A 24,835-nucleotide genomic window follows, 5' to 3' on the forward strand; every position below is an offset into this window, starting at 1 on the left:
AAGAGCGTCAACAACTTGACCGACCGACGGAGCAGCAGTTGTTCATAAGCAGGCGGGCAGTGTTTAGTGTCGGGGTATATCAGACGCGGGCCTGTGCGCGCCTGGACAGCCAGATCGTCAACAGCAAGGCGCCGATCGACAGCAGTGATGCGTAGAAAAAGATCCAGTCATAGCCTTGACCCAGGGCGATGGCGCCCATCAGCGGGCCCGCCACGGCGAGCGCCAGGTCGAAGAACACCGCGTAGGCGCTCAGGCCGGCACCGCGACTGGGCGGGGGCACGCTCTTGATTGCTTCGACGCCCAATGCCGGGTACACCAGTGACAGACCCAGGCCGGCCAGCCCGGCGCCGGTCAGGGCCACGCCGGTATTGGGCGCCAGCCAGAGCATGACCAGTCCGCAGGTTTCCACCACCATGCACAGGATTGCTGCGTTATACCCGCCCAGGCGGTTGATGGCACCGATGAACAGCAGTCGTGCGAGGATAAAACAGGCGCCGAACACCGTCAGGCACCAGGCAGCGCCTTCCCAGCCGCGGCTGAAGTAGAAGAGGGTGATGAAGGTGGTCAGCGTGCCATAGCCGATTGAAGACAGGGTCAGGCCCACGCCATACGGCGCGATGCGTCCGAACACCGACCAGTACGGCAGGCGCTCGCCGGCGATCACCGGTACCGACGGCTTGTTGCGAATCAGCAGTAATGCCAGGCCGCCCATCACCATCAAGGCAGGGCCCAGGCTGTTGAAGCCTACCCGGTCGATGACCAACACGCCGAGAGGCGCACCAATGGCAATCGCCCCGTAGGACGCAATGCCGTTCCAGGAAATCGAGCGTGCCGTGTGCTCAGAGCCCACCTTGCCGATGCACCAGCTGATGGTCCCGACGCCGATCATCCCCTGCGCTACCCCAAGAAACACCCGGGCTACGATCAGGATCGACAGGCTCGCCACCGCAAAGCTTTCCAGCGCAGTAGCGAGCAAGGTCAAGGCGCCGCTGATGACAATGCCGATCAAGCCGAACACGATGGCTCGCTTGCTGCCCAGGCTGTCCGTCGCACGGCCGGCGAACGGGCGGCTGAGCAGCGTCGCCAGGTATTGTGAAGCAATGGCCAGACCGGCAATCAGGGCACTGAAGCCCAACTGGTCATGGATGTAGCCCGGCAGCACCGCAATCGGCAGGCCGATGCACAGGAAGGCAATGAAGGTATAGAAAACGATGGAGACGATCTGCAGGGTGATCGTCGTGGAGCTGGGCTGACTGGAAGCGGCAGGCATTGGGCTCGTTCGCTGGCAGGCGGTAGGAGACCACCATCATGGCGTGAGCGAAGCGGAAAAGAAAGCAGGCTAACGATATTGCTGCTGGAAAACGCCAGATCGCCAGCAAGACGGCATTCAAGGCGATACACCTGCTGCAGATGTCCCGACCTCTTCGCGAGCAAGCTCGCTCCTACAAGTGTGTCGGCCGCAGGTCCGAGCGTGTCGGCGCCACTGGGTTTGAGGGTATATCCGTTACCGCGTTGTCGGGTCTTGGGTTCCGGCCCTTACGGCCGGAACCAGACCATCAGGCGACCTGATAAGGGATATGCTCCTAAGCCGTAAGGTCGCCTTCGCCAGCAAGCTGGCTACAGGGAAACTGCCGTAGGAGCGGACTTGACCGGGATGGGCCGCAAAGCGGCCCCGGATTTAGATCGCTACACCCTGACTACGCAGGTAGTCGTCGTAGGTGCCGCTGAAGTCGATCACGCCGCTTGGGCTCAGCTCGATGATGCGGGTCGCCAGCGAGGAAACGAACTCGCGGTCGTGGCTGACGAAAATCAGCGTGCCCGGATAGTTTTCCAGCGCCAGGTTCAGCGCTTCGATCGATTCCATGTCCAGGTGGTTGGTCGGTTCGTCCATCACCAGCACGTTGGGCTTTTGCAGGATCAGCTTGCCGAACAGCATGCGGCCCTGTTCACCACCGGAGATGACCTTGACCGATTTCAGGATCTCATCGTTGGAGAACAGCATGCGGCCCAAGGTACCGCGAACCAGCTGCTCGCCGCCTTGAGTCCATTGCCCCATCCAGTCGAACAGCGTGCTGTCGTCTTCGAAGTCGTGGGCGTGGTCCTGGGCGTAGTAGCCGATTTCCGCCGACTCGGTCCATTTGACCGTACCGGCATCCGGTTGCAGCTCATTGACCAGGGTGCGCAGCAGGGTGGTCTTGCCGATACCGTTCGGACCGATGATCGCCACGCGCTCGCCGGCTTCGACGGTGAAGCTGAAGTCCTTGAACAGCGGGTTGCCGTCGAACCCCTTGGCCATGCGTTCCACGACCACGGCCTGGCGGTGCAGCTTCTTGGTCTGCTCGAACCGAATGAACGGGCTGACGCGGCTGGAAGGCTTGACCTCGGCCAGCTGGATCTTGTCGATCTGCTTGGCGCGGGAAGTGGCCTGCTTGGCTTTCGAGGCGTTGGCCGAGAAGCGGCTGACGAACGATTGCAGTTCCGAGATCTGCGCCTTCTTCTTGGCGTTGTCGGACAGCAATTGCTCGCGGGACTGGGTCGCGACGGTCATGTACTCGTCGTAGTTACCCGGGAACAGGCGCAGCTCGCCGTAGTCCAGGTCAGCCATGTGGGTACATACGCTGTTCAGGAAGTGACGGTCGTGAGAAATGATGATCATCAGGCTGTTGCGCTGGGTCAGAATGTTTTCCAGCCAGCGGATAGTGTTGATGTCCAGGTGGTTGGTCGGTTCGTCGAGCAACAGCACCTCAGGATCGGAGAACAGCGCCTGCGCCAGCAAAACGCGCAGTTTCCAGCCCGGCGACACTTCGCTCATCGGGCCGTTGTGCTGCTCGATGCCGATACCCAGGCCCAGCAGCAGTTCACCGGCGCGGGATTCGGCGGTGTAGCCGTCCATTTCCGCGAACTCGGTTTCCAGCTCGGCCACTGCCATGCCATCGTCTTCGGTCATTTCCGGCAGCGAGTAGATACGGTCGCGCTCGGCCTTGACCTTCCACAGCTCTTCATGACCCATGATCACGGTGTCGAGCACAGTGAATTCTTCGTAGGCGAACTGATCCTGGCGCAGCTTACCCAGGCGCACGTTCGGCTCGAGCATCACCTGACCGCCCGAGGGCTCCAGATCACCGCCGAGGATCTTCATGAACGTGGACTTGCCGCAGCCGTTCGCGCCGATCAGGCCGTAACGGTTACCGGCACCAAACTTGACCGAGACGTTCTCGAACAACGGCTTGGGACCGAACTGCATGGTGATGTTAGCTGTGGAGATCAATTGCCATACCTATCAATAACTTGGGGGGTGCCGGCTTCGGATATTACGGCTCCTGAAAGCAACCGGAACGAACCGGTGCCATTCAGTGAGCGTGGGCCAGCGGACATGCGTCGACAGCAACTTGAGCATGTCACAGCCGAGTTGCCGGGAGATGAATGCGGGTTAGATGCCAGACATTGGCGCGCATTGTCGCATAGGTATGACGGCAATTGCATGGCAGCCGGTCTTGGGGCCTGCGACAAAGTGCGCATCACGATCGGCGGGCAGGGTGTGCGAATCGACAATTTGCCAAATACGCATCACCGCCTAGGCTGTCTGGCAGGTTGTCCGACGCTTGCATCAGGACCGTATGGAGGAATCGCCAATGTCCAACCTGACTCCACTGTTCACCGACGAAATCCAGGCATGGGATCGCTTTGCAGCCGCTGCGCTCAATGCGACGGTTGCGGCCGGGGAGCCTTCCGAACAGGCGGTGGAGGTCGCCGCCCAGTTGGCTGACGCGTTGCTGCGCGAGCGGCAGAAACGCATCAAGGCGGCCAAGGAACAGCTGTTCCAGCACTGAGTGCCGCTGCAACTCCTGCCGTCGTGAAACATGTTCGGCTCGGATGAGCCCTGGCCGGTCAGCCTGGTATATCCTGCTGCGCCATCGGCCCATGATTCATCTGATGTCCATTGTTCAAGGAGTTGTCGCTGTGACCACCATCAAGATCACCGCAGGCGGGTTTGAGTTTCTGGCTCAGGCCAACCCCGACGCGCCGCAGACCGTAGCCGCATTTCTCGCATTGCTGCCGTACCGGCAAAAGCTCATTCATGTGCGCTGGAGTGGCGAGGGCTGCTGGGTGCCGCTGGGTGACTACCAGCTCAAGAGTGGCGACCAGTTGATCGGTTTCGAGAACGCCACCAGCCATCCGTCGGTGGGCGACATCCTATTCTACCCAGGCGGCTACAGCGAAACCGAGATCATCCTGGCCTACGGTTCGTGCTGTTTCGCCAGCAAGATGGGGCAACTGGCGGGTAACCATTTCCTGACCATCGTCGAAGGCAAGGAGAACCTGCGCAAGCTGGGCGTGAAGACCCTGTGGGAAGGCGCCCAGGACGTGTTGTTCGAGCTGGCTTGAAACGTTCGCCAGGCCGGGCGGCGCGGCGGCGGCATTAGATAGCCAGTATTTCTGAACTGCCGCGGGTCGCCCAGGGTCTAGTCCACAACGCTTCCGTTTCCTGGAAGCCGTCCTGGAGACAACCCTTGAATATTTTTGAAGCCTTGCGTGAAAGCCATGAACGTCAGCGTCGCTATGCCCAGGCGCTGGTGCAGACCAGTGGGAACAGCGAGGAGCGGGTGCAGGCTTATAAACAGCTCAAGGAAGAGCTGCATGCCCATGAAACCGCAGAGGAGCGCTTTTTCTATATACCGCTGATGGCCCACGACACCGGGGTCGACCTCAGCCGCCACGCCATTTCCGAGCACCATGAAATGGACGAAATGATCGAGGAACTGGACGAGACCGAGATGTCCAGCCCGTCCTGGCTGGCGACCGCTAAAAAGCTGTCAGACAAGGTCCATCACCACCTTGAAGAAGAGGAACACAAGTTTTTCCAGATGGCGGGCAAGATTCTGGATGACAGCCAGAAACAGTCCCTGGCCAATCAGTACGTCAAGGAATACGAGGAGCAACTGGCCGAAGGTTGAGGCTGCGATGCTAGACTTCGCTTTTTTTCGGCGAAGCTCGTCAGGGAAAGGCCAGATCATGAAATCTGCGGTACTTGTAGTAGCAGCAACGGCGATGTTGGCGGGATGCGCAGCCCCTTCGCAATCGGATCGCTCGGCAGGTCCCAACAAGGTGCTGACCAGCACCAAGCAGGCGGCCGCCGTCGCCCAGTGCATTCAGGTGTCGTGGCAGAACGAGGCAATGTTCGGCGCCATCTCGGACGTGTTCATGCATAAGCTGGGCGAGGGCGGCTTCACCGTGTTCACCACCGAGGCGCGTTACTTTGCCGACGTGCGGGCCACGGGTCAGGAGACGACGGTCGAGTTCTATGCGCCGCTCACCGACAGCCAGGCTCCGCTGCGAGCCGCTGCGGTTGCGACCTGCCTGTAGCACCGCTTCTGCAAAGCGGTGCTTTTGCAATGAAAATTCAAGGAGATCCCATGAGCATCACCCGTTATGGCGCCGGCAGTACGGCCGGCGGCGGCCAACCACGGCCCTTTGCCCGCGCAGTCGAGGCCGATGGCTGGCTGCATGTGTCCGGCCAGGTGCCGGCGCTGGAGGGAGAGATCATTGCCGGCGGCATCGTCGAACAGACGCACCAGGCCATGCGTAATCTGGTCGCGATTCTGGAAGAAGCCGGCTATGAGCTCAAGGACGTGGTGCGGGTCGGCGTCTGGCTCGATGACCCCCGGGATTTCTGGAGCTTCAATAAGGTATTCGCCGAGTATTTCACCCCTGAACACGCGCCGGCGCGCGCCTGCGTCCAGGCCAGCATGATGGTCGACTGCAAGGTCGAGATCGATTGCATTGCCTATAAGGCCAAACAGCCCGGCTAGCCCGGTTGCCAGGAGGTGCGCGATGAGCATGACCGTGATCGAAAAGGGCAGCGCCAAGCCCGGCGACAGCCTCGTCGAGGACGTCAGTCTTCCGGCCCTGGTGATTCATCGCGCAGCGCTGGAGCACAACATTCGCTGGATGCAGACCTTCGTCACCAACAGCGGTGCGGAACTGGCTCCCCATGGCAAGACCAGCATGGTCCCGGCCCTGTTTCGCCGGCAGCTGGAAGAAGGCGCATGGGGCATGACCCTGGCGACTGCCGTGCAGACGCGTGCGGCTTATGCCCATGGTGTACGCCGGGTGCTGATGGCCAATCAGCTGGTGGGTGAGCCGAACATGGCGTTGATTGCCGAGATGCTGGCCGACCCGATGTTCGATTTCCACTGCCTGGTCGATCACCCGGACAACATTGCGGCGCTGGGCCAATTCTTCGCCGCTCGCGGACTTCGGCTCAATGTGATGATCGAATACGGCGTGCCCGGCGGGCGTTGTGGCTGTCGCAGCGAAGACCAGGTGCTGGAACTGGCCGATGCCATCGCCGCACAGCCGGCCTTGGCGCTGACCGGCATCGAAGGTTACGAAGGGGTGATTCACGGCGAGCACGCGGTGACCCAGATCAACGATTTCGCCGCGTCGCTGGTACGCCTGGCCGTAGAACTGCAGGATCGGGGCGCATTTGCCCTGGCTCGGCCGATCGTCACGGCGTCCGGTTCAGCGTGGTACGACTTGATCGCCGCAGCCTTCGACGCCCAGGCGGTGCGCGAACGCTTTCTCGGCGTGCTGCGCCCCGGCAGTTACGTGGTCCACGACCATGGCCTCTACAAGGACGCCCAATGCTGCGTGCTGGACCGCCACCCCGGCTTGACCGAGGGGCTGCGCCCGGCGCTGGAAGTCTGGGCCCACGTCCAGTCCTTGCCGGAACCGGGGTTCGCGGTCGTGGCCATGGGCAAACGCGACGTCGCCTTTGATGCCGGACTGCCGAACCCGTTGTGGCGATTCAGGCCGGGAATATCGCCACTGGCAGGCGAGGACGTCAGTGCCTGCCGCGTCACCGCCGTAATGGATCAACACGCCTTCATGACAGTGGCGCCGGGGTGCGCTCTGAAAGTGGGCGACATCATCTCCTTCGGCACCTCGCACCCGTGCCTGACGTTCGACAAATGGCGCAACGGCTGCCTGGTGGACGAGGAATTGAAGGTCATCGAGTCGTTCAGCACGTTTTTCTGAACGGCCAAGACCCTGCTGCGCAATCTCCAACGAACATGCAGTTGATCGGCTAAGGCCCTGACAGCAAAGCATTTCACTGGAGCTTGGCGGCGATTCCGGCGACCATAGGGCTCCTTCGCCTGCCAGCCATCATCTGGAGTCTGCGTGCCTGCCGAGTTGCCAACCGCCCCCGTATCCGATCTGGATCTCGAACTCAACCCGCCTGAACAGCTGCCGTTCTTCAAGCGCCTGCTGGCCCGAATGACCGGCAAGGCGTTGAGCGGCCTGGGTGCGCAGCATCAGCCGTCGTGGTTTCAGGGGCATGCCGACGGTTATCTGAACGGACATATCGAGGGCGTCAGGGAAGGCTATGCCGACGGGCATCTGGACGGCATCGAGCAGGGCCGTCATATGCTGGTGATCCGCGACACCCGGCCCGCAGAACACCGCGGCCCCAAGGTCGACGATCATCTGTTCGATGACTGGCGTCTGTCCCTGACGCCGGAACTCAAGAAGCGCGTGAGGCAGGACGTGGCCGAGAAGCTTCCCGCTCACGCCCAGCCCAGCGCCGCGCAGTGGAAAATGATCTTCAGCGATACGCCGTCCACCTACGTGATCGCCGGCGCCGGTGCCGGCAAGTCCACCACGCTGGTGCTGCGCATCCTGTTGCTGCATCACTATCTGGGCTATGAGTTGAACGCCATGACCGTGGTGACGTTCACCCGCGAATCGCGCAAAGACTTTATCAACAAGCTCACGCAAACCCTTGGCATATGGGGACATTCCCTGAGCGCCGCTCAAGGACGCGACCTGGTACGGACCTTCCACTCACGTATCCTGCCGCTGGTGCGCAGCCTGCCAGGGTTCGAACAGCTGCGCGCCTTCGAGAACCTGGGCAACGGCACTGGCCGCGAAGACGACGTCGACAGCAACCCGTTCGACCTGCGCATCAACGATGCCCAGCGCCAGCAGCTCAATCTGTGCTACCGCGACCTGTACGCTGGCAACGAACGTTTTCGTGAAGTGATCGCGCCCCTGTACCGACACGCGTTGCAGCTCAAGGAGCTGGACCGCGATCATCCGGACGTGCAAAAGCGCGTGACCGTGACCGAACTGTCGGCCAAGCGCGACGAGGAGTTGTGCGACACCATCGAAGACCTGTGGATCCGGGCCGGCGCCTGGCCGATCAAGGGCATCGAGCCGATGCGCCAGACCGTCGAAATCAATGGCTTTGGCTTCCATGTGCATGGCTACAGCGCCGAGCTGGATGCGTGGATCGTGCTGGGCCTGGACTCAAGCGAGGACCAGCAGCTCAAGCGCCCCGGCGCCAAGCTGCCGGTATGGGCTGAATGGGTGATCAAGCGCACTCTGTTTCAAGCTTTCTGCCGCAAGCCCCTGATATGGATCGAGAGTTATCAGGAAGGCCGCCAGGTTCTGCAATCGCTGGCCGGCACCGCAGTGGCCGGACCGGGCTTCGATTATCGGGTCAAGGGCGAGCTGAGCGCGGCGCCGTTGCTGGATGGTTTTGTCACCGCCGCGAACTTCATCGAAAACCTGGGCCTGGATGTTCCGGCGGCCGTAGCACACATGAGCTTTGCCAGCGATGATCCGGACCGGTACTTTTTCGAAGCGTTGAGCCTGTTCTGGAAAGCCTTTGAAAACCACCTGCTGACCCAGGCGCCTCCGGTGATGACCTACAACCGCATGTTCGCCCTGTTCGGCGAAACGTCGCCGGAGAACCTGCGCTTGGTCAGCGACGATGTACTGCGTCCCTTGTCGCACCTGATGATTGACGAGTTCCAGGACGTCTCGCCGCAGATCGTCTCCTGGGTTCGAGCCAGCCTGCGGGAAATTCGCCGTCGCGGCCCCGCCATGCAGGCTGGGCGCATTGCCCAGCGCTCGTCATTGCTATGCGTGGGCGATGACTGGCAGTCCATCTATGGCTGGCGCGGCAGTTCGCCGAAATTCTTCATGGAGTTCGCCCGACAGTTTTCCTCGCCCGCGACCACTAAGGTGATGCTCAGCGACAACTACCGCAGCCACCAGCACATCATCGACGCGGCCGAACACATCGTGCGCGCCGCGCCTGCCATCCCCGGCAAGAAGGCCAGGGCCAGCGGTGCCGCACAGGAGTTGCTGCCGGTTCGGGTGCTGGATCGTGACGAAGAAGCGCTGGCAGCCCGCGTGGCCGAGCATTACCAGGACGGCGACTCGATTTTGTTGCTGTACCGCAAGGGCAGTGAAAAAGCCCGCTTTGCCCCGGCTCTGCAGGCGCTGCTGGATGCCGACCAGTTGCTGCCTGCAGCGTCACGCCGGATCAAGAGCCTGACTTATCACAGTTCCAAGGGGTTGCAGGCTGACGCAGTTTTCCTGCTGGGGGATTGCCAGCACCTGACGGTTTCACCGTACAAGAATCAGGTTTATCGCCAGGCAGGGCTGGGTGAGACGGGGGATTTGCAGCCTTTCGACTCTGCCCAGAAGGACGAGATCCTCCGTCTGGCTTATGTCGCCATCACCCGGGCCGTGCGTCATTGCTACTGGTTCGTGGAAAAGGCCGGTGGCAATGCCGAGCATGCGGCGATGCCCAAGGCATCGGACCGGGTAGCGGCGGACAAGCCCTTCTTCGAAGACCTGCGTCGCGGGTAACCACGCCATACAAGCGCTGGCGCGAGACCGATGCACCGCCGCCGTGATTGTGGATACATTGCGCTCAGGAAAACCTGACCATGGGCTGCACGCCGAACATGTCCAGCTCCGCCTCAATGGCCTCGATGATGCGTTCCACATCGGTGGCGTTCATGACCATGGAACAGGGCAGGCCGGCAATCGCCAGAACGGTTTCGCCACTGGCCCGGTCGAACAGGCGCGCGATCATGCTGCTGGGCGCATCCATGCTGGCCTCAAAGCCAACCGGATGAAAATGCCAGCGCATCAACTGACAGGCGTTGGGGAAGGTAACTTTGTTCATGACGGCGGCCCACCTGCTGCAATCGAGCACTTCCTTGGCTCAAATGGGTAGGGAAGACCCATCGACCCATGACCGGCGAGCCTGAAGACCTTGCAAGGACAACCAACGGCGTCCTGTGGCGGGTCGCAGTGCTTTCCTGAGGATGATCGAAGCGGTCTCGATGAGCACTAAAAATAGCACCTGTCCGCTGACGCAACGAAAATATTTTCATGGCGCCGGCAAAAAGATTCATTTATCTGACGGGCACCAGGGTTTGCTATCGTCCAGCCGTGTTACTGCATGTGTTGTCGGCCCGGTCCGCTCTAGGGCAAGCTGTCGGCACTGACCCGAGGAGTCCCAGGATGTTGCACAAATCGATAGCTGCGCTGATGTTGCTGGCCTCCACCAGTCACGCGGCCGAGACAGTCAATGTCTATAACTGGACAGACTATGTTGCGCCGAACACGGTGAAGCAGTTCGAGAAGACCTCGGGCGTGAAAGTCATCTACGAGACCTACGACAACAACGACACCCTCAACGCGGCGCTGGTCGCGGGCCGGTCAGGCTATGACGTGGTGGTGCCATCCGTGCACTACATGGCACGGCAGGTCCAGCTGGGCGTGCTCAAGCCGCTGGACAAAAGCCGGTTGCCCAACTGGAAAAACCTCAATCCAGTGCTGCTCAAGGCCTTGCAGGCCAATGATCCGGGCAACCGCCACGGCTTTCCGTACCTGTGGGGCAGCACCGGGATCGGCTACGATGCGGTCAAGGTCAAGGCCGTGCTGGGCAATGACGCACCGGTCGATTCCTGGGATCTGATTCTCAAGCCCGAGAACATGCGCAAACTGTCCCAATGCGGTGTCGCGATTCTGGACAGCGCTCCGGAATTGCTGCCGATCACCCTCAACTACCTGGGCCTGTCGCCTTTCAGCGAAAGCGCAGAGGACTACGCCAAAGCCGGGGCAACCCTGGGCAGCGTGCGCCCCTACGTCACGTATTTCCATCCGACCCAATACATCGCCGACCTGGCCGCAGGGAAGATTTGTGTCGCGGTCGGCTACTCGGGGGACATTTCCCAGGCTCGCGATCAGGCGGTTGCCGGCGTGGACATTCATTACTCAGTGCCACGCGAAGGGGCGCCCATGTGGTTCGACATGATGGCGATGCCCGCCGATGCTGCCAACGAGCAGGCGGCCTACGCGTTCATGAATTACCTGCTCAAGCCGGATGTGATCGCCGAGGTGACCAACCACGTGCACTACGCCAACGGCAACGAGAAGGCCGAGGCCCTGATCGACCCCAAGCTGTGGACCGACCCCAGCGTCTATCCGGACGCCGACGTGATGAGTCGCATGTTCGTCCTGGAACCAGTGGCGGCGAGCATCGAAGCGTTGCGCGTCGAGATATGGAATCGTTTTCGGACAGGAAAGTAAGCACGCACCTGGCGCATCGCAGGCACGGCGCCAGGCTTGCCTGCCCGGACAGGCGCGCTCAGATCAGATGAGCCTGATGCAGGCGTGTCAGGGCCAATGTCTTGAGCTGCGCCAGGCGCGGATCGAGCCGATCCCTCGGCCACGCCAGGTCGACCGCCAGTTCATGGGCTACGGTGCCGGGATGATGATTCATCACCAGTACCCGATCGCTCAGGTACAGCGCTTCATCCACGTCATGGGTGACCACCAGCAAGGTAATGGCATGCCGTGCGGCCAGTTCGAGCAGCAGATCCTGCAGTTTCATGCGGGTAAAGGCGTCCACTGCGCTGAACGGCTCATCCAGCAACAACACTTGGGGATGGGAATACAGCCCGCGCGCAATCGCCACCCGCTGGGCCATGCCGCCTGACAGCGATTTGGGCAGGGCGTTGGCAAAGCCGGTCAGGCCGACTTCGTCGATCAGGCGCGTCACCCAGGCCTTGTCGTAGTGCAGATCGTCGCTGAAACCGATGTTCTGCTCCACGCTCAGCCAGGGCATGAGCCTGGGTTCCTGAAACACGAACGCGACCTGCTCGTTCGTGCGTCGTTCTCCGTTCCGGCGTACGCTGCCGTTGAAGTCCTTTTCCAGGCCGGCGGCAATGCGCAGCAGCGTGCTCTTGCCGCACCCGCTAGGCCCGAGCAGGCTCACGGTTTCCTGCTCGTGCAAGGTCAGCTCGATGTTCTGCAAGACCGTGGTCTCGGCAAATGCCTTGCGCTCGACGCGGATCGTCATCAAGGATGTGCTCATGTTCAACCCTCACGGCCCTGGCCGTTGAATGTGTCACGCCAGGCCAGGAAGCGTTTCTCAAGGCCGGCCAGTAAGCCGTCGCTGATTTTGCCCAGCAGTGCCAGGACGATGATCGCCGCCAGCACGATATCCGGCCGTGACGTTTCCCGACCGTCGCTCAACAGGTAGCCCAGGCCTTTGGTCGCCGCGATCAGCTCGGCGGCCACCAGGAACATCCACGACAGGCTCATGCCGCTGCGCAAGCCGGTGAACAGACCGGGCAGGGCGGCAGGCAGCAGAATGCGGCGCACCAGCCGCGGGCGGCTGAAACCGTACATCAGGCCGACTTCCACCCACTTGCGATCGATGCCGCGAATCGCCGCCACCCCATTGAGGTACACCGGGAAGAACGCGCCAATGGCGATCAGCACCACTTTTGAGGTTTCACCGATGCCCAGCCACAGCAGCAACAGCGGCACCCATGCCAGGCTGGGAATCGAGCGCAGCCCGGCGAAAGTCGGTTCCAGATAGGCTTCGGCCTCACGGCTCAGGCCCACCCAGGCCGCAAACAGCAGCGCCAGGCCGGCCCCGATGACAAACCCGGACAGCACCCGCAACAGGCTGGCGCCGATGTGTTTCCACAACGCGCCGTCGGCCAGGTCGGTAAGGGTCGCCGCGACTTCGCTGGGTGCCGGCATCTGGTAGGAAGGCAGCCAGCCGATCCTGACCACGATTTCCAGCACCCCAATGATCGCCATCGGCAGCGCCAGGCCCTTGAGCGCCGTGCCGTAACGCTGCCAGCTTTCGGCAGCGGCCGGCCGGGCCGGTTGGGCGGGGCGGTCCCAGTCTTTGCTCTTGCTGGTGCTCATCGCGGGTCGATCACGTTTTTGCCCAAAGCCGGGTCGATGAGTTCATCAATGACCTTGTCAACGTCGACGCCTTTGCGTACCAGCTCTTCAGATACCAGAATCGGCGCTGCGGCTTTGGACGCGGCAATGTCCTTATCGGTCAATTGCGGGTGATCCAGATCGGTACGCGACAGCTGCAATCTGGCGACTTCCAGCGGCAGGCCCGATTCGCTGGCCAGCAGTTTTGCTAGCTCTTCGGGATTGGCGCGGGACCACTCACGGGCCTGTTCATAGGCTTTCAGAACGCTGGCCACCGCTTGCGGATGCTCCTTGGCATATTTTTCGGTGACGCTGATCACGCCGTAACTGTTGAAGTCCTTGTTGCGGTACAGCAAGCGCGAGCCGGCCTGGATCTCGCTGGCCGCCATGTGTGGATCAAGACCGGCCCAGACATCCACGTCGCCTTTTTCCAGAGCGACCCGGCCGTCGGGGTGCTGCAGATGCAACAACTCGACGTCATCCTTCTTCAGACCCGCTTCCTGCAGCGCGCGCAAGGTGAACAGGTACGGGTCAGTACCCTTGGTGGCTGCGATTTTCTTGCCTTTGAGGTCGGCAACGCTTTTCAGTGCAGAATCCTTGGGCACGACGAAGGCCGTCCACTCGGCGCGGCTGTAGACATAGACCGATTTGATCGGACTGCCATTGGCCCTGGCGAGCACCGCCGATAGGCTGGCGGATGAGCCGAAGTCAACGCTGCCGCTGTTGAGGTATTCCAGTGAACGGTTGCTGCCCTGGCTCAGTACCCAGGTGACCTTGGCCTGGGGCAGGGCTTTTTCCAGCCAGCCGAAGTGCCTGAGCGCCAGGCTCACCGGCGAATAGTAGGCATAATCCAGGCGCACTTCCGACGGTGCGGTTTGCGCTGCCTGGACAGTGCCTTGCAGGCTGAAGGCCAGCGCGCAGGCCGCCATCGCCCATTTGGCCAGAGCGAAAGGCGTGTTCAGGGACAGGTTCACATAAGGCTGTGTCATAGAGGCGATCCAGATAAGAGTGGCAAGGCTGCAACCGCCGATTGATATATTTCAAATCAGTAGTTCAGTCGGGCGGACCTGCATAAATGGAATATTGCAGAGGTCGTGCCACTCTCGCACTGGCGGATCTTCAAGGCTGCGGCGCCATGGCAGCGCCAACCACTGTGTGTGGGGCAACACTCTGTTGAAACACTGTTGCCTGGTAAACAGCGCTACAAGGGTCGCTGGAGGTGGTGCAGGTCCGTTCGAGTACGCAAGACACATTTGCACACAGCTTATCGAGACAACATTCGGCATTTCTCAGCCGATTTTGCAACATCCCCGGTTTTTGGGACTCCTATCGTCCGCATTCTTCATAGCGAAACATTGACGCGCTAGGCTCTGTTGGTGATCAAGGGGCCTCTCGGTAAAAGCGTGCAAGGGCCGCGAACCCGCATATGACAGGCACTTTCGCCACTACGAAAGTTGACCTTCCCCTAACCGCATACTGGGTTCAGAAAAAATGACGATTTCCCGAACATCCTTTCCCGGCCGGCTGCAACGCCGCGTGGCCTGGCTGTTACTTCCCATGCTTCTGGTGGCTTCGGCACTCTTCTGGTTTTTCATGGGCGGCGGTGTGCATGCCGAACCCAAGAACGGTATCCAGACGCTGGTCTTCCTGCGCCACGCCGAAAAACCCAAGATGGGTCTGGGCCAGTTGAACTGTCAGGGGCTCAACCGCGCCATCGAGCTGGCCGAAGTGTTACCCAAGGAATTCGGCAAAGCCGACTTCATCTTTGCCGCCAATCCCAATCGCCATGTCGAAGAGGGCGAGGGCGACCTGTCCTACAGCTACGTGCGCCCCTTGATGACTGTCGGCCCTAGTGCAATCAAGCTGGGGTTGCCCATCAACATCGACTTCGGCGCCAACGATACCAGCGACCTGGCCGGTGAGTTGATGCACGACAAGTACCATAACGCGACTATCTATACCGCCTGGTCCCACGGCTACCTGCCGGAACTGATCAATGCGGTGGCCGAAGAAGCTTCGGGCCAGTCACTGAACCTGATCGACGACTGGACCGGCGATGACTTCGATTCGGTCGTGGTAGTGACGCTCAAGTGGCACAACGGCAAGGCCACGCTCGATTACAAGAACCACAAGCAGGGCCTGAACGACGGCGCCCATACCTGCCCGACTTCAGCATGACGTTGGCCGATTGTCGGCCACCTGGCGACCGGCACTAGGCAAAAAAAACGCAATGGAGTACAAATGTACTCCATGAGCACATTATCTGCGCGCCGTAGCGCCATCCTGGAATTCATCCGTGACCGCATTGCCCGTCACGGCCAATCGCCGAGCCTGGCGGAAATCTGCGAGGCATTCGGTTTTGCCTCGCGCAGCGTCGCACGCAAACACATCCTGGCCCTCACTGAAGCGGGCCTGATCGAAGTCCAGCCCAATCAGGCCCGAGGCATCCGTCTGGTGCACACCGGGCCGCGCCCTGAATTGCTGGAAATCCAGGTATTGGGTCGGGTAGCTGCCGGTGCGCCCATCGGGCCGGACGTCGACCTGCACGACACGCTACTGCTGGACCGGAGCACCTTCTCCAGAATCCCTGATTACCTGCTGCGCGTGCGCGGCGACTCGATGATCGAAGACGGCATTCTCGACGGCGATCTGGTGGGCGTGCTGCGCAACCCTCAAGCCAACGACGGCCAGATCGTCGTCGCCCGTCTGGACGGTGAAGTCACTATCAAGCGGCTGCAACGGGGTGCCGATGCCTTGCGCCTGCTACCGCGCAACCCGGCCTATGCACCGATTGTGGTCAACCCTGACCAGGATTTCGCCATCGAAGGCGTGTTCTGCGGCTTGGTCAGGCGCGAGTGATGGCCGCCGTCGTCAGCCTGGACGCCTTGCTCGACGAGCGCAGGGTCTGGAAAGGGCGTTCGCCTGCCGCTGCGGTCAGCCCGCATCCCAGTGGCCACGCGGCGCTGGACCGGGCTTTGCCCACTGGAGGCTGGCCGGCATCGGCCCTCACCGAAATCCTGTTGCCGGCCGATGGCAGTGGCGAACTTCGACTGCTCTGGCCGAGTCTGGCGCGTCTGTCGACCCGTGCAGAGCGCGTTGTGCTGGTGGCACCGCCTTACGTGCCATATCCCCATGCCTGGCAGGCGGCTGGCGTCGATTTGCAGTGGCTGGTGGTGATCGAAGCCGGGCCGCGTGATGCGTTGTGGGCCGCGGAGCAATGTTTGCGTTCCGGCAGCTGCGGTGCGGTGGTGTGCTGGCCGGGTATGGCCGACGACCGCGCCTTGCGCCGCCTGCAAGTGGCCGCGGAAACCGGCCAGACCCTGGCCTTTGCCTGCCGTCCCAGTCAGGCGGCTGCCAATCCGTCGCCCGCCGCACTGCGCCTCATGATCGACACACATCCCCAGCAACTGCGGGTGCTCAAGTGCCGTGGCGGGCTGGCCCCTCATTCGCCGATTCCTTTTTCAACCGACTCCTGAGGTTCTTATGCTGTGGGCCTGTGTCTTGCTGCCGCAACTGGCGCTGGACGGTGTCATGCGCCGCCACCCCGACCCCGATCAACCGCTGGCATTGCTCAGTGGCAGCGTCCAGCGTCGGGTCCTGCAAACCGTCAATCCTGCGGCCCGCGCCCTGGGCCTCAAGCCTGGGCAAAGCCTGACGGCGGCACAAACCCTGGTGCCACAGTTCACCGCCATCGAGCATGACCCGGCTGAAACCGATCGACTGCAGCAGCTGTTGGCGGCATGGGCCTACGGTTTCAGCTCTCATGTCAGCCTCAAGTACCCACGGGTGTTGCTGATGGAAATCGAGTCCAGCCTCAAGCTGTTCGGCCCCTGGCCGGTGTTCGAGGCCCGGTTGCGCGAGGAACTGACCGCGCTGGGTTTTCGCCACCGCATCGTGGTCGCCCCCAATCCGGTGGCGGCGCGGATGCTGGCCAACGTTCATGACGGCCTTGCCGTGGCAAATGCCTCAAGCCTGCGTTCGATGCTGGAAACCATGCCGCTGGACCGTATCGGGCTGCCCAAGGAAACCGCCACCGCCTTCGCCCGCATGGGCCTGCGCAAGCTCAGCGAGGTACTGGCCTTGCCGCGCAGCACCCTGGCGCGGCGTTTTCCCGCCAGCCTGCTGCACCACCTGGACACATTGCTGGGTGAGCGTCCGGTGGCACTGGCGTACTACACGCCACCGGACAGCTTCGATTTGCGCATCGAGCTCAATTACGACGTCGAGTCCAACCAGGCGTTGCTGTTTCCCCTGAAACGTCTGATTGCCGATCTGGCGGTGTTCCTGGGCGGCAGAGACAGCGGCGTGCAGCGTTTCGTGATCCATCTGGAACATGTCGACGGGCCTGAGACGCTGGTGCCGGTCGGCCTGCTGAGTGCCGAGCGGGATGCGACGATGCTGTTCGAACTGGCGCGTGGCCGGCTGGAACAGGTGCAGGTCAGCTCGCCGGTGCGCGCAATGCGCCTGCTGGCGCAAGACTTGCCCTCATTCGTCCCGGCGCACCGCGAACTGTTCGACGAACGTGTGCAACAGACGCTGCCATGGGAACAGCTGCGGGAACGCTTGCGGGCGCGGCTGGGGGACGAGTCGGTCAATGGTTTGTGTGCGCTGGCCGATCATCGTCCGGAATGGGCCTGGCAACCGGGCAGCAGTGCAAAACCCTCGACCCTGCAGCCGGGTATCCCGCGCCCAGGCTGGTTGCTGCGCGAGCCGCAGCCTTTACACGGCCACGCCACGCAGATTCTGGCAGGGCCGGAACGCATCGAATCAGGCTGGTGGGACGGCGGCGATGTGCGTCGCGATTATTACCGGGTCCAGACCATGGCCGGGCAACGCGCCTGGGCTTACCGCCAGGTGGGCGATAACGGCGAGCTGTTGCTGCACGGCTGGTTTTCGTGAACATCGAATACGCCGAGCTGCATTGCCTGTCCAACTTCAGTTTTCAGCGCGGAGCCTCCAGCGCCCGCGAGCTGTTCGACCGCGCAGTGCTGCATGGTTACACCGCGCTGGCGATCACCGACGAATGCACCCTGGCCGGCATCGTTCGCGCCTGGCAGGCCTCCCTCGATACCGGCCTGCGATTGATCATCGGCAGTGAAATGCAGATCGAGCAAGGACCGAAGATCGTGTTGCTGGTGGAGTCCCTGGTCGGTTATCAGGCTTTGTGCCGCTTGATCACCCTGGCCCGGCGCCGGGCGAAAAAGGGTGAGTACCGTTTGCTGCATGAAGATTTCACCGAACCACTGCACGGTTTGCTGGCGATCTGGCTGCCGGACCTTGAACAACCTGTGGCGCAGACTCAAGAGCAGGGCGCATGGCTGAGCGACCGCTTCGCCGATACGCTCTGGCTCGGCGTCGAGTTGCATTGCGGGCCGGACGATCGTCAGCGGCTGGCGAACCTGATGATGCTGGCCAGATCCCAACGCATCGAAGCGGTCGCCATGGGCGATGTGCATATGCATGCCCGCGGCCGGCGGGCCTTGCAGGACACCATGACCGCCATTCGTCATCACCTGCCGGTGGCCGAAGCCGGACATCGTCTGTTTCCCAATGGTGAGCGGCATTTGCGGCCATTGCCGGCGCTTGCCGAGGTCTACCCCGGTTTTCTGCTGGCCGAATCGGTGCGCATTGCGCGTCGGTGCAACTTTGACCTCAGTCAGCTGAAATACGAATACCCTCATGAGCTGGTTCCCGCCGGGCACACCCCCAGTTCATGGCTTCGGGAAATGACCGAGCAAGGCGCGCGCCGTCGCTGGCCCGACGGCGTGAGCCCGAAAACCCGCCAACAGATCGAGAAAGAACTGGGCCTGATCGCGGAAATGAAGTTCGACAGCTACTTCCTGACCGTCCACGACATCGTCACCTTTGCCCGCAGCCGCGCCATTCTTTGCCAGGGCCGCGGTTCGGCGGCCAATTCGGTGGTGTGCTATGCGCTGGGCATCACCGAGCTGAACCCGGAAAAATGCAGCCTGCTGTTCGAGCGCTTCATTTCCAGAGAGCGAAACGAGCCGCCGGACATCGACGTGGACTTCGAGCACGATCGCCGCGAAGAAGTCCTGCAATATATTTTCCAACGCTACGGCCGGGGCAGGGCGGCGCTTACCGCTGTGGCCAGCACCTATCACGGTGCCGGTGCGGTGCGCGATGTTGCCAAGGCACTCGGCCTGCCGCCGGACCAGATCAACGCGCTGGCCGACGCCTTCGGCCGCTGGACCGACAACCTGCCCGAGCCGGTTCGCCTGCGCGAGGCCGGATTCGATCCCGATACGCCGATCCTGCGCCGGGTCCTGACCCTGACCGGCGAGTTGATCGGTTTTCCCCGGCACCTGTCGCAACACCCGGGCGGTTTCGTGATTTCCGAACACCCGCTGGACACGCTGGTCCCGGTGGAAAACGCTGCCATGGCCGAGCGCACCATCATCCAGTGGGACAAGGACGACCTGGATCAGGTCGGGCTGCTGAAGGTCGACATTCTCGCGCTGGGCATGCTCAGCGCACTGCGCCGCACCTTCGAACTGGTCAAGCGCTACCGGGACGACCATTGGGAGCTGTCGTCATTGCCGCACGAGGATGCGGCCACCTTCGAGATGATCAGCCGCGCCGACACCATCGGCGTGTTCCAGATCGAGTCCCGGGCGCAGATGGCCATGCTGCCGCGCCTCAAGCCCAAGGAGTTCTACGATCTGGTGATCGAAGTCGCCATCGTCCGGCCCGGGCCGATTCAGGGCGACATGGTGCATCCGTACCTGCGCAGGCGTAACGGGACTGAGAAGGTGACCTATCCGGACAAGCTGAAAAAAGTCTTTGAACGCACGCTTGGTGTACCGCTGTTTCAGGAGCAGGTCATGGAAGTGGCGATCATTGCTGCCGGCTACAGCCCTGGTGAAGCCGACCAGCTGCGCCGGTCCATGGCGGCGTGGAAGCGGCATGGCGGGCTGGAGCCTCATCGGGAGCGACTTGCTAAAGGCATGAAGGCCAACGGTTACGAAGACGATTTCGCCCAACGCATTTTCGAACAGATCAAGGGCTTCGGCAGCTACGGCTTTCCCGAATCCCACGCCGCCAGCTTCGCGTTGCTGACTTACGCCAGCTGCTGGCTCAAATGCCATGAGCCCGCTGCGTTTACCTGTGCGCTCATCAATAGCTGGCCGATGGGTTTCTACACTCCTGACCAGTTGTTGCAGGATGCTCGGCGGCACCACATCGTCATTCATCCGGTGGACATTCGTTACAGCGAGTGGGATTGCACGCTGGAACCGGTGGACCATGCGGATTACCGCCGCAACCTGGCCATTCGCCTGGGTCTGCGCATGATCAGCGGCTTTCGCGAAGACGTCGCACGCCGGATTGAAGCGGCTCGTGCGGTCAGACCTTTCACTGATGCCACTGACATGACCCTACGCGCCGGGCTCGACGCCCGCGCCGCCGAAGCCCTGGCGGACTCGGGCGCCTTGCGTGGTTTGATCGGTCACCGCCATCGGGCTCGCTGGGAAGTGGCCGGGGTCGAAGCCCAGCGTCCCTTGTTCGACGACCTGCCCAGCGAAGAACAGCACGTCGCGCTGCCGCTGCCCAGCGTGGCGCAGGACATGCGCGCCGACTACGACACCCTCGGCACCACGCTGGGGCCACATCCCCTGGCCTTGCTGCGCCGCCAACTGAGCACCAAACGTTTCCGCAGTTCCCGAGACCTGCTCAGCCTGGAGCATGAGTGCACCTTGAGCGTGGCCGGCATCGTCATCGGCCGTCAGCGCCCCGGCACTGCCAGCGGCGTGACGTTTGTAACGCTGGAGGATGAGTTCGGCATGATCAACGTGGTGGTCTGGCGCGACCTGGCCGAGCGACAGCGCAAGATTCTGGTGGGTTCGCAACTGCTGCAGGTGTTCGGTCGATTCGAGTCAAAGGACGGCGTGCGTCACGTCATCGCCCAGCGCCTGTTCGACCTGACCCCGTTGCTGGCCGGGCTGGATGTGCGCAGCCGGGATTTTCAGTAGATGCCACGCCTCGATACCCCGGAGCAAGCGGGCGGCGAACCGTCTCGCTCGCGAAGGGCTCGGTACGGATACGGCAGACGTGTTGCGTGAAACATTGGCTTCGCCAGCAGGGCCGGCTCCTGCATGGATTCAGCGCTCCCGGTTCACTTGCGCGGCAATTCGTGGATAATGCCGCCGCTCTAGCCTCCAGACGCATCCTTAGATGAACATCTTCAGCCGCATCGTTGCAGTCTTTGCCCTGGCCAGCGGCCTTGCGGGCTGTATCAGTGCGCCTATCCCTCTGACGTCAGCAGCTACTGCCCACCTGCGTGAGCAGGCTCCGGTGCGTTTCCTGCTCACCTTCGACGACGGCCCCAGCGCATCGGGCTTCTACAATCCCACTGAGCGCGTGCTCGAGGGCCTGGCCAACAACGCGGTCCAACTCGGCATCAAGGCATTGTTCTTTGTGCAGACCGGTGCCACCGGCGCGGGAAACAGTGACCAGGGCAGGGCGTTGATGCAGCGTGAACACGCGGAAGGTCATCTGCTGGGCCTGCACAGCGCCACACCGCACCACACCAATCACCGCTCGCTGTCCGATGAGGAACTGGATCAATCCCTGACCCAAGGCGGCGATATCCTGGATTCAATCACAGGTTCTACCGTCCTGGTGCGCCCACCTTTCTGGAACTACGACAAGCGCACCTTTGCCGCCTACCAGCGCCATGGCCTGCACGTGCTGTTGACTGACATCAGCGCCAATGACGGAAAAATCTGGGGCTGGAACATGAGCCTGCGACGCCGCGCGCATTTCCTGCGCGAGCTGTCGCAGGTGCGAGAGCGGATTGTCGCGGGAGAGTTGCCGACGGTCGATGGCGCGATACCGGTGGTGGTGACTTTTCACGACCTGAATCGGTACACGGCCCGGCATATCGAAGAATATCTGCAGATTCTGGTCGACAGTGCCCGGCAGAACGGCCTGGTTCTTGCGGCCAGACCCTTCTATGAAAACACCGCCACCCTTGAGCGAGCGGCGCTGGCACGAACCGTCAAGACCGCCGACGAGCCGGTGCATTTGCCCGGAATCTGGAACTGGATCTGGGACCACAATTCCCACTGATGCGGATCACCATCCGGTGGTTCCTACAGCGCCCGCGCCGTACCGCGAATCAGTGGGAGGGAGCGGGCGGCGATCCGTCTTGCAGGCGAGAAGCTCAGATCACGCCAGGGTGTTTTTCCGCACCTGGCCGGCCTGCAGAATCAGCGCCAGGCATTCGCCCTGGCCGACCAGGCAATTGATGTCGGTCAGCGGATCGCCATCAACCACCAGCAAGTCGGCCAGCGCACCCTCGGCGATGCAGCCCAGCTCGCCTTCGCGTTGCAGAATCTGCGCCGCGACACTGGTCGCACTGCGCAAGGCCGCCAGGTTGCCCAGCACTTCGGCGCGAATCCGCAACTCATGGCTCTGGTATTCGTGCATCTCGCCCAGCAGATCGGAGCCGTAGCCCATGGGCACGCCGGCATCGGCGTACAACTTCAACGCATTGCGCCCGGCCAGCCGCACGTCCTCGATCTTGGCGACCGAATCGGCAGGCAAGCCGAAGCGCTCGCCGTACTCAGCCAGCATCTCGTAAGTCACTTGGGTCGGCACGGCAAACGCGCCTTTCTCGGCCATCAACTGCGCCGTCTCGGCGTCTACCAGGTTGCCGTGCTCGATGGTGCGCACGCCGCACTCGATAGCGCGGCGAATGGCTCGCGCGGTGTAGGCGTGGGCCATGACATAGGTGTTGGCCGCTTCGGCTTCGTCGACGATGGCGCGGATTTCAGCCTCGCTGTACTGAGTGTTGGCGATCGGATCGGTCGGCGATGAAACCCCGCCCGAGGCCATGATCTTGATCTGGCTGGCACCCTGTTGCAGTTCCTCACGCACCGCCAGCCGCACGTTGTCGACGCCGTCTACCACTCGCGCGATGGCCCCGGCACGAAAGCAGCAGGAACAGGGTTCATTGAGCAGCAACTCGCCACGGGCGCGCATGTCGCCGTGCCCACCGGTCTGCGACAGCGCCTTGCCCGACGCGAAAATGCGCGGGCCGGGGATCAGCCCCAGTTGAATGGAGCGAGCCAGCGCCCAGTCCGCGCCGCCGGCATCACGCACGGTGGTGAAGCCGCGCTGCAACATGGCCGCCAGGATCGGCAGCGCCCGGTACATGGTGATGGCGTTGGGTTGCAGCGCATTGAGACCCAGGTTGGCATTGGAAGCCAGCACATGCACGTGACAGTCGATCAGCCCCGGCATCAGGGTCATGCCGCCCAGGTCGATAACCTGGGTGTCGGCTTCGCAGCCTTGGGTGGTCGGCCGTACCGCAACGATACGCTCGCCTTCGATCACCACTTCCTGGCCGGCCACCAGCGCACCGGCTTGCAGGTCCAGCAGGCGCCCGTTGCGCAGGATCATTCGCGAAGAATCAGGGGTCGTCATTGATAAGCTCCAGTCAGGGTACGCCTGATCGCCGGTGCACGGTCACGATAGAGCAGCGCTCCGGTACCGCTGACCAGCGCAGCGAACATGATGTAGAAAGCGGGGGCGACATTGCTGCCGGTCGAGGCGATCAGCCAGGTGATGGTGAACGTGGCGAAGCCGCCGAAGATAGTCACCGCGAAGTTGTAGGCCACCGACAACCCGGTGGACAGGACGTGGGTAGGCAGCAATTCGCCGAACGCGGCAAGGATCGAGCCGATGTAGCCGGAGATCAGGATGCCCAGCACCAACTCGAACACCAGCAGCGAGAACAGCCCCGGCATCTGGTTGATGAACAGGAACATGGGGTAAGCGCTGCAGAAGATCGCCAGGGCCGAACCCAGCAGGAAGGGCTTGCGGCCGTAGCGGTCGGCCAGCGCACCCACAATCGGCGTGGCGACAATCAGCACCGCACCGCCCATCATCCCGGCGCTGAAGCCCATCCACGATGGCAGGCCCAGCACCCGCTGCGCATAGGACGGAATATAGAACAGGATCGCGTAGGTGCACACCGTCCACAGCACCACCAGCGAGAAGCTGATCAGTGTCTGGCGCGGATAGGTCTTGAGCACTTCGCGCAACGGCGATTCAACCGGCTTGGCCGCGCTGTAGGCCGGGGTTTCGTCGACCCGGCTGCGAATATAGAAGCCCACAGGCCCGATCAGCGTGCCGATGATGAACGGCACGCGCCAGCCCCAGCTCTCCAGCTGCGCCTGAGTCAGATAGCTGGACAAAATCGCGCCCAGCGCCGAGCCGAGCAACACCGCGACGCCGATGCTGGCCTGAATCCAGCTGGAATAGAACGCTTTCTTGCCTTCGGGGGCGTGTTCGGTGAGAAACGCCGTGGCGCTGCCCATTTCGCCGCCTGCCGAGAAACCCTGCAGCAACCGGGCGAGCACGATCAGCACCGGCGCGAACAGGCCGATCTGCGCGTAGCTTGGAGTCAGGGCAATGATCAGGGTGCCCAGCGCCATGAGCAGGATGGTCAACGACAGCGCGGCCTTGCGGCCATGCTTGTCGCCGTAGATCCCCAGGACGATGCCGCCCACCGGGCGCATGAAGAAGCCGACGCCGAAGGTGGCCAGAGCCAGAAGGTAGGACGTCAACTCACTGCCGGTGGGGAAGAACACCTTGGCGATGATCACCGAAAAGAAGCTGTAGACCGTGAAGTCGAACCACTCCAGGCCGTTGCCGATGACCGTGGCGACGACCGCCCGGCGCGCCTGTGGGTTGTGCGCAAGGGTGTCGGAGGTACCGGCGGAATATTGTTGTGCAGTGCTCACATTCGTCTCCTGCA

22 protein-coding genes are annotated in these 24,835 nt (G+C 62.2%); 14 read left to right on the plus strand and 8 right to left on the minus strand.

The window, feature by feature from the left end:
• Nucleotides 1-79 precede the first annotated feature (79 nt).
• Both EGJ27_RS01870 and EGJ27_RS01875 read right to left on the minus strand, forming a co-directional pair.
• Nucleotides 80-1,270 (minus strand): MFS transporter, encoded by a 1,191-nt coding sequence (locus EGJ27_RS01870; RefSeq protein ID WP_125829014.1) that lies wholly within the window; start codon nucleotides 1,268-1,270, stop codon nucleotides 80-82.
• 408 nt (nucleotides 1,271-1,678) lie between these two features.
• Nucleotides 1,679-3,268: an ABC-F family ATPase gene (locus tag EGJ27_RS01875; RefSeq protein ID WP_125829015.1), complete on the minus strand. Its 1,590-nt coding sequence runs from the start codon at nucleotides 3,266-3,268 to the stop codon at nucleotides 1,679-1,681.
• Nucleotides 3,269-3,632: 364 nt separating this feature from the next.
• Here EGJ27_RS01875 and EGJ27_RS01880 point away from each other — a divergent pair, with 364 nt between their 5' ends.
• The 7 genes from EGJ27_RS01880 to EGJ27_RS01905 all read left to right on the plus strand — a co-directional run bounded on the left by EGJ27_RS01880 (nucleotide 3,633) and on the right by EGJ27_RS01905 (nucleotide 9,663).
• A complete protein-coding gene (locus EGJ27_RS01880; RefSeq protein WP_125829016.1) occupies nucleotides 3,633-3,830 on the plus strand; it encodes a hypothetical protein in 198 nt (65 codons plus the stop codon).
• Nucleotides 3,831-3,960: 130 nt separating this feature from the next.
• Nucleotides 3,961-4,386 carry a DUF3830 family protein gene (locus tag EGJ27_RS01885; protein WP_125829017.1) on the plus strand — a complete coding sequence of 142 codons (426 nt, stop codon included), beginning with the start codon at nucleotides 3,961-3,963 and terminating at the stop codon, nucleotides 4,384-4,386.
• A gap of 125 nt (nucleotides 4,387-4,511) precedes the next feature.
• Nucleotides 4,512-4,955 (plus strand): hemerythrin domain-containing protein, encoded by a 444-nt coding sequence (locus EGJ27_RS01890; protein ID WP_125829018.1) that lies wholly within the window; start codon nucleotides 4,512-4,514, stop codon nucleotides 4,953-4,955.
• 58 nt (nucleotides 4,956-5,013) lie between these two features.
• Nucleotides 5,014-5,364, plus strand: coding sequence for a 2-oxoacid ferredoxin oxidoreductase (locus EGJ27_RS24755; RefSeq protein ID WP_158619314.1), 351 nt, complete (start codon nucleotides 5,014-5,016; stop codon nucleotides 5,362-5,364).
• A gap of 50 nt (nucleotides 5,365-5,414) precedes the next feature.
• Nucleotides 5,415-5,810, plus strand: coding sequence for a RidA family protein (locus tag EGJ27_RS01895; protein WP_125829019.1), 396 nt, complete (start codon nucleotides 5,415-5,417; stop codon nucleotides 5,808-5,810).
• A gap of 22 nt (nucleotides 5,811-5,832) precedes the next feature.
• Complete coding sequence (locus EGJ27_RS01900; RefSeq protein ID WP_125829020.1) at nucleotides 5,833-7,038, plus strand: amino acid deaminase; 1,206 nt, start codon at nucleotides 5,833-5,835, stop codon at nucleotides 7,036-7,038.
• Nucleotides 7,039-7,182: 144 nt separating this feature from the next.
• Nucleotides 7,183-9,663, plus strand: a complete 2,481-nt coding sequence (locus EGJ27_RS01905) for a UvrD-helicase domain-containing protein (RefSeq protein ID WP_177522907.1) — start codon at nucleotides 7,183-7,185, stop codon at nucleotides 9,661-9,663.
• Nucleotides 9,664-9,727: 64 nt separating this feature from the next.
• Here the strand turns inward: EGJ27_RS01905 and EGJ27_RS01910 are convergent, their stop codons facing one another.
• Complete coding sequence (locus tag EGJ27_RS01910; RefSeq protein WP_125829021.1) at nucleotides 9,728-9,985, minus strand: DUF1652 domain-containing protein; 258 nt, start codon at nucleotides 9,983-9,985, stop codon at nucleotides 9,728-9,730.
• A gap of 341 nt (nucleotides 9,986-10,326) precedes the next feature.
• On the opposite strand from EGJ27_RS01910, the gene EGJ27_RS01915 reads away from it, so the two are divergent.
• On the plus strand, nucleotides 10,327-11,397 hold the full coding sequence (locus tag EGJ27_RS01915; RefSeq protein WP_125829022.1) for a polyamine ABC transporter substrate-binding protein: 1,071 nt from the start codon (nucleotides 10,327-10,329) through the stop codon (nucleotides 11,395-11,397).
• 58 nt (nucleotides 11,398-11,455) lie between these two features.
• On the opposite strand, the gene EGJ27_RS01920 is transcribed toward EGJ27_RS01915, so the two are convergent.
• The 3 genes from EGJ27_RS01920 to EGJ27_RS01930 are packed head-to-tail and all read right to left on the minus strand — an operon-like array spanning nucleotide 11,456 to nucleotide 14,039.
• Nucleotides 11,456-12,184, minus strand: coding sequence for an ABC transporter ATP-binding protein (locus EGJ27_RS01920; protein WP_125829023.1), 729 nt, complete (start codon nucleotides 12,182-12,184; stop codon nucleotides 11,456-11,458).
• 2 nt (nucleotides 12,185-12,186) lie between these two features.
• The gene (locus EGJ27_RS01925; protein WP_125829024.1) at nucleotides 12,187-13,032 is read right to left on the minus strand and encodes an ABC transporter permease; all 846 of its coding nucleotides are present in this window, start codon (nucleotides 13,030-13,032) and stop codon (nucleotides 12,187-12,189) included.
• Entirely contained in the window at nucleotides 13,029-14,039 is a 1,011-nt protein-coding gene (locus EGJ27_RS01930; protein ID WP_125829025.1) for an aliphatic sulfonate ABC transporter substrate-binding protein, read from the minus strand. The genes EGJ27_RS01925 and EGJ27_RS01930 overlap by 4 nt, the downstream gene beginning before the upstream one ends.
• 502 nt (nucleotides 14,040-14,541) lie before the next feature.
• Here EGJ27_RS01930 and EGJ27_RS01935 point away from each other — a divergent pair.
• The 6 genes from EGJ27_RS01935 to EGJ27_RS01960 all read left to right on the plus strand — a co-directional run bounded on the left by EGJ27_RS01935 (nucleotide 14,542) and on the right by EGJ27_RS01960 (nucleotide 22,140).
• Complete coding sequence (locus EGJ27_RS01935; protein WP_125829026.1) at nucleotides 14,542-15,228, plus strand: hypothetical protein; 687 nt, start codon at nucleotides 14,542-14,544, stop codon at nucleotides 15,226-15,228.
• Nucleotides 15,229-15,291: 63 nt separating this feature from the next.
• Nucleotides 15,292-15,909: a transcriptional repressor LexA gene (gene lexA / locus EGJ27_RS01940; RefSeq protein ID WP_125829027.1), complete on the plus strand. Its 618-nt coding sequence runs from the start codon at nucleotides 15,292-15,294 to the stop codon at nucleotides 15,907-15,909.
• On the plus strand, nucleotides 15,909-16,526 hold the full coding sequence (imuA, locus tag EGJ27_RS01945; RefSeq protein WP_125829028.1) for a translesion DNA synthesis-associated protein ImuA: 618 nt from the start codon (nucleotides 15,909-15,911) through the stop codon (nucleotides 16,524-16,526). Before lexA ends, imuA begins: the two co-directional genes overlap by 1 nt.
• 7 nt (nucleotides 16,527-16,533) lie before the next feature.
• Entirely contained in the window at nucleotides 16,534-17,949 is a 1,416-nt protein-coding gene (locus EGJ27_RS01950) for a DNA polymerase Y family protein (protein WP_125829029.1), read from the plus strand.
• On the plus strand, nucleotides 17,946-21,041 hold the full coding sequence (locus EGJ27_RS01955; RefSeq protein WP_125829030.1) for an error-prone DNA polymerase: 3,096 nt from the start codon (nucleotides 17,946-17,948) through the stop codon (nucleotides 21,039-21,041). Before EGJ27_RS01950 ends, EGJ27_RS01955 begins: the two co-directional genes overlap by 4 nt.
• Nucleotides 21,042-21,243: 202 nt before the next feature.
• Nucleotides 21,244-22,140 (plus strand): polysaccharide deacetylase family protein, encoded by an 897-nt coding sequence (locus EGJ27_RS01960; protein WP_125829031.1) that lies wholly within the window; start codon nucleotides 21,244-21,246, stop codon nucleotides 22,138-22,140.
• Nucleotides 22,141-22,239: 99 nt separating this feature from the next.
• Here EGJ27_RS01960 and EGJ27_RS01965 read toward each other — a convergent pair whose 3' ends face one another.
• Both EGJ27_RS01965 and EGJ27_RS01970 read right to left on the minus strand, forming a co-directional pair.
• Nucleotides 22,240-23,499, minus strand: coding sequence for an amidohydrolase family protein (locus tag EGJ27_RS01965; RefSeq protein WP_125829032.1), 1,260 nt, complete (start codon nucleotides 23,497-23,499; stop codon nucleotides 22,240-22,242).
• Nucleotides 23,496-24,821: an MFS transporter gene (locus EGJ27_RS01970; RefSeq protein WP_125829033.1), complete on the minus strand. Its 1,326-nt coding sequence runs from the start codon at nucleotides 24,819-24,821 to the stop codon at nucleotides 23,496-23,498. The genes EGJ27_RS01965 and EGJ27_RS01970 overlap by 4 nt, the downstream gene beginning before the upstream one ends.
• Nucleotides 24,822-24,835: the final 14 nt, after the last annotated feature.

Origin of the sequence: Pseudomonas sp. v388 (genome assembly GCF_003935425.1) — a bacterium.
Lineage (GTDB): Bacteria > Pseudomonadota > Gammaproteobacteria > Pseudomonadales > Pseudomonadaceae > Aquipseudomonas.

Excerpts from the sequence above, each read along its gene's own strand:
- EGJ27_RS01900 (WP_125829020.1), top strand. The coding sequence starts at position 5,833 with ATGAGCATGACCGTGATCGAAAAGGGCAGCGCCAAGCCCGGCGACAGC.
- EGJ27_RS01880 (WP_125829016.1), top strand. The coding sequence starts at position 3,633 with ATGTCCAACCTGACTCCACTGTTCACCGACGAAATCCAGGCATGGGAT.
- EGJ27_RS01925 (WP_125829024.1), bottom strand. The coding sequence starts at position 13,032 with ATGAGCACCAGCAAGAGCAAAGACTGGGACCGCCCCGCCCAACCGGCC.
- EGJ27_RS01930 (WP_125829025.1), bottom strand. The coding sequence starts at position 14,039 with ATGACACAGCCTTATGTGAACCTGTCCCTGAACACGCCTTTCGCTCTG.
- EGJ27_RS01920 (WP_125829023.1), bottom strand. The coding sequence starts at position 12,184 with ATGAGCACATCCTTGATGACGATCCGCGTCGAGCGCAAGGCATTTGCC.
- EGJ27_RS01965 (WP_125829032.1), bottom strand. The coding sequence starts at position 23,499 with ATGACGACCCCTGATTCTTCGCGAATGATCCTGCGCAACGGGCGCCTG.
- EGJ27_RS01960 (WP_125829031.1), top strand. The coding sequence starts at position 21,244 with ATGAACATCTTCAGCCGCATCGTTGCAGTCTTTGCCCTGGCCAGCGGC.
- EGJ27_RS24755 (WP_158619314.1), top strand. The coding sequence starts at position 5,014 with ATGAAATCTGCGGTACTTGTAGTAGCAGCAACGGCGATGTTGGCGGGA.
- imuA (WP_125829028.1), top strand. The coding sequence starts at position 15,909 with ATGGCCGCCGTCGTCAGCCTGGACGCCTTGCTCGACGAGCGCAGGGTC.
- EGJ27_RS01915 (WP_125829022.1), top strand. The coding sequence starts at position 10,327 with ATGTTGCACAAATCGATAGCTGCGCTGATGTTGCTGGCCTCCACCAGT.
- EGJ27_RS01910 (WP_125829021.1), bottom strand. The coding sequence starts at position 9,985 with ATGAACAAAGTTACCTTCCCCAACGCCTGTCAGTTGATGCGCTGGCAT.
- EGJ27_RS01870 (WP_125829014.1), bottom strand. The coding sequence starts at position 1,270 with ATGCCTGCCGCTTCCAGTCAGCCCAGCTCCACGACGATCACCCTGCAG.
- EGJ27_RS01950 (WP_125829029.1), top strand. The coding sequence starts at position 16,534 with ATGCTGTGGGCCTGTGTCTTGCTGCCGCAACTGGCGCTGGACGGTGTC.
- EGJ27_RS01895 (WP_125829019.1), top strand. The coding sequence starts at position 5,415 with ATGAGCATCACCCGTTATGGCGCCGGCAGTACGGCCGGCGGCGGCCAA.
- lexA (WP_125829027.1), top strand. The coding sequence starts at position 15,292 with ATGTACTCCATGAGCACATTATCTGCGCGCCGTAGCGCCATCCTGGAA.
- EGJ27_RS01935 (WP_125829026.1), top strand. The coding sequence starts at position 14,542 with ATGACGATTTCCCGAACATCCTTTCCCGGCCGGCTGCAACGCCGCGTG.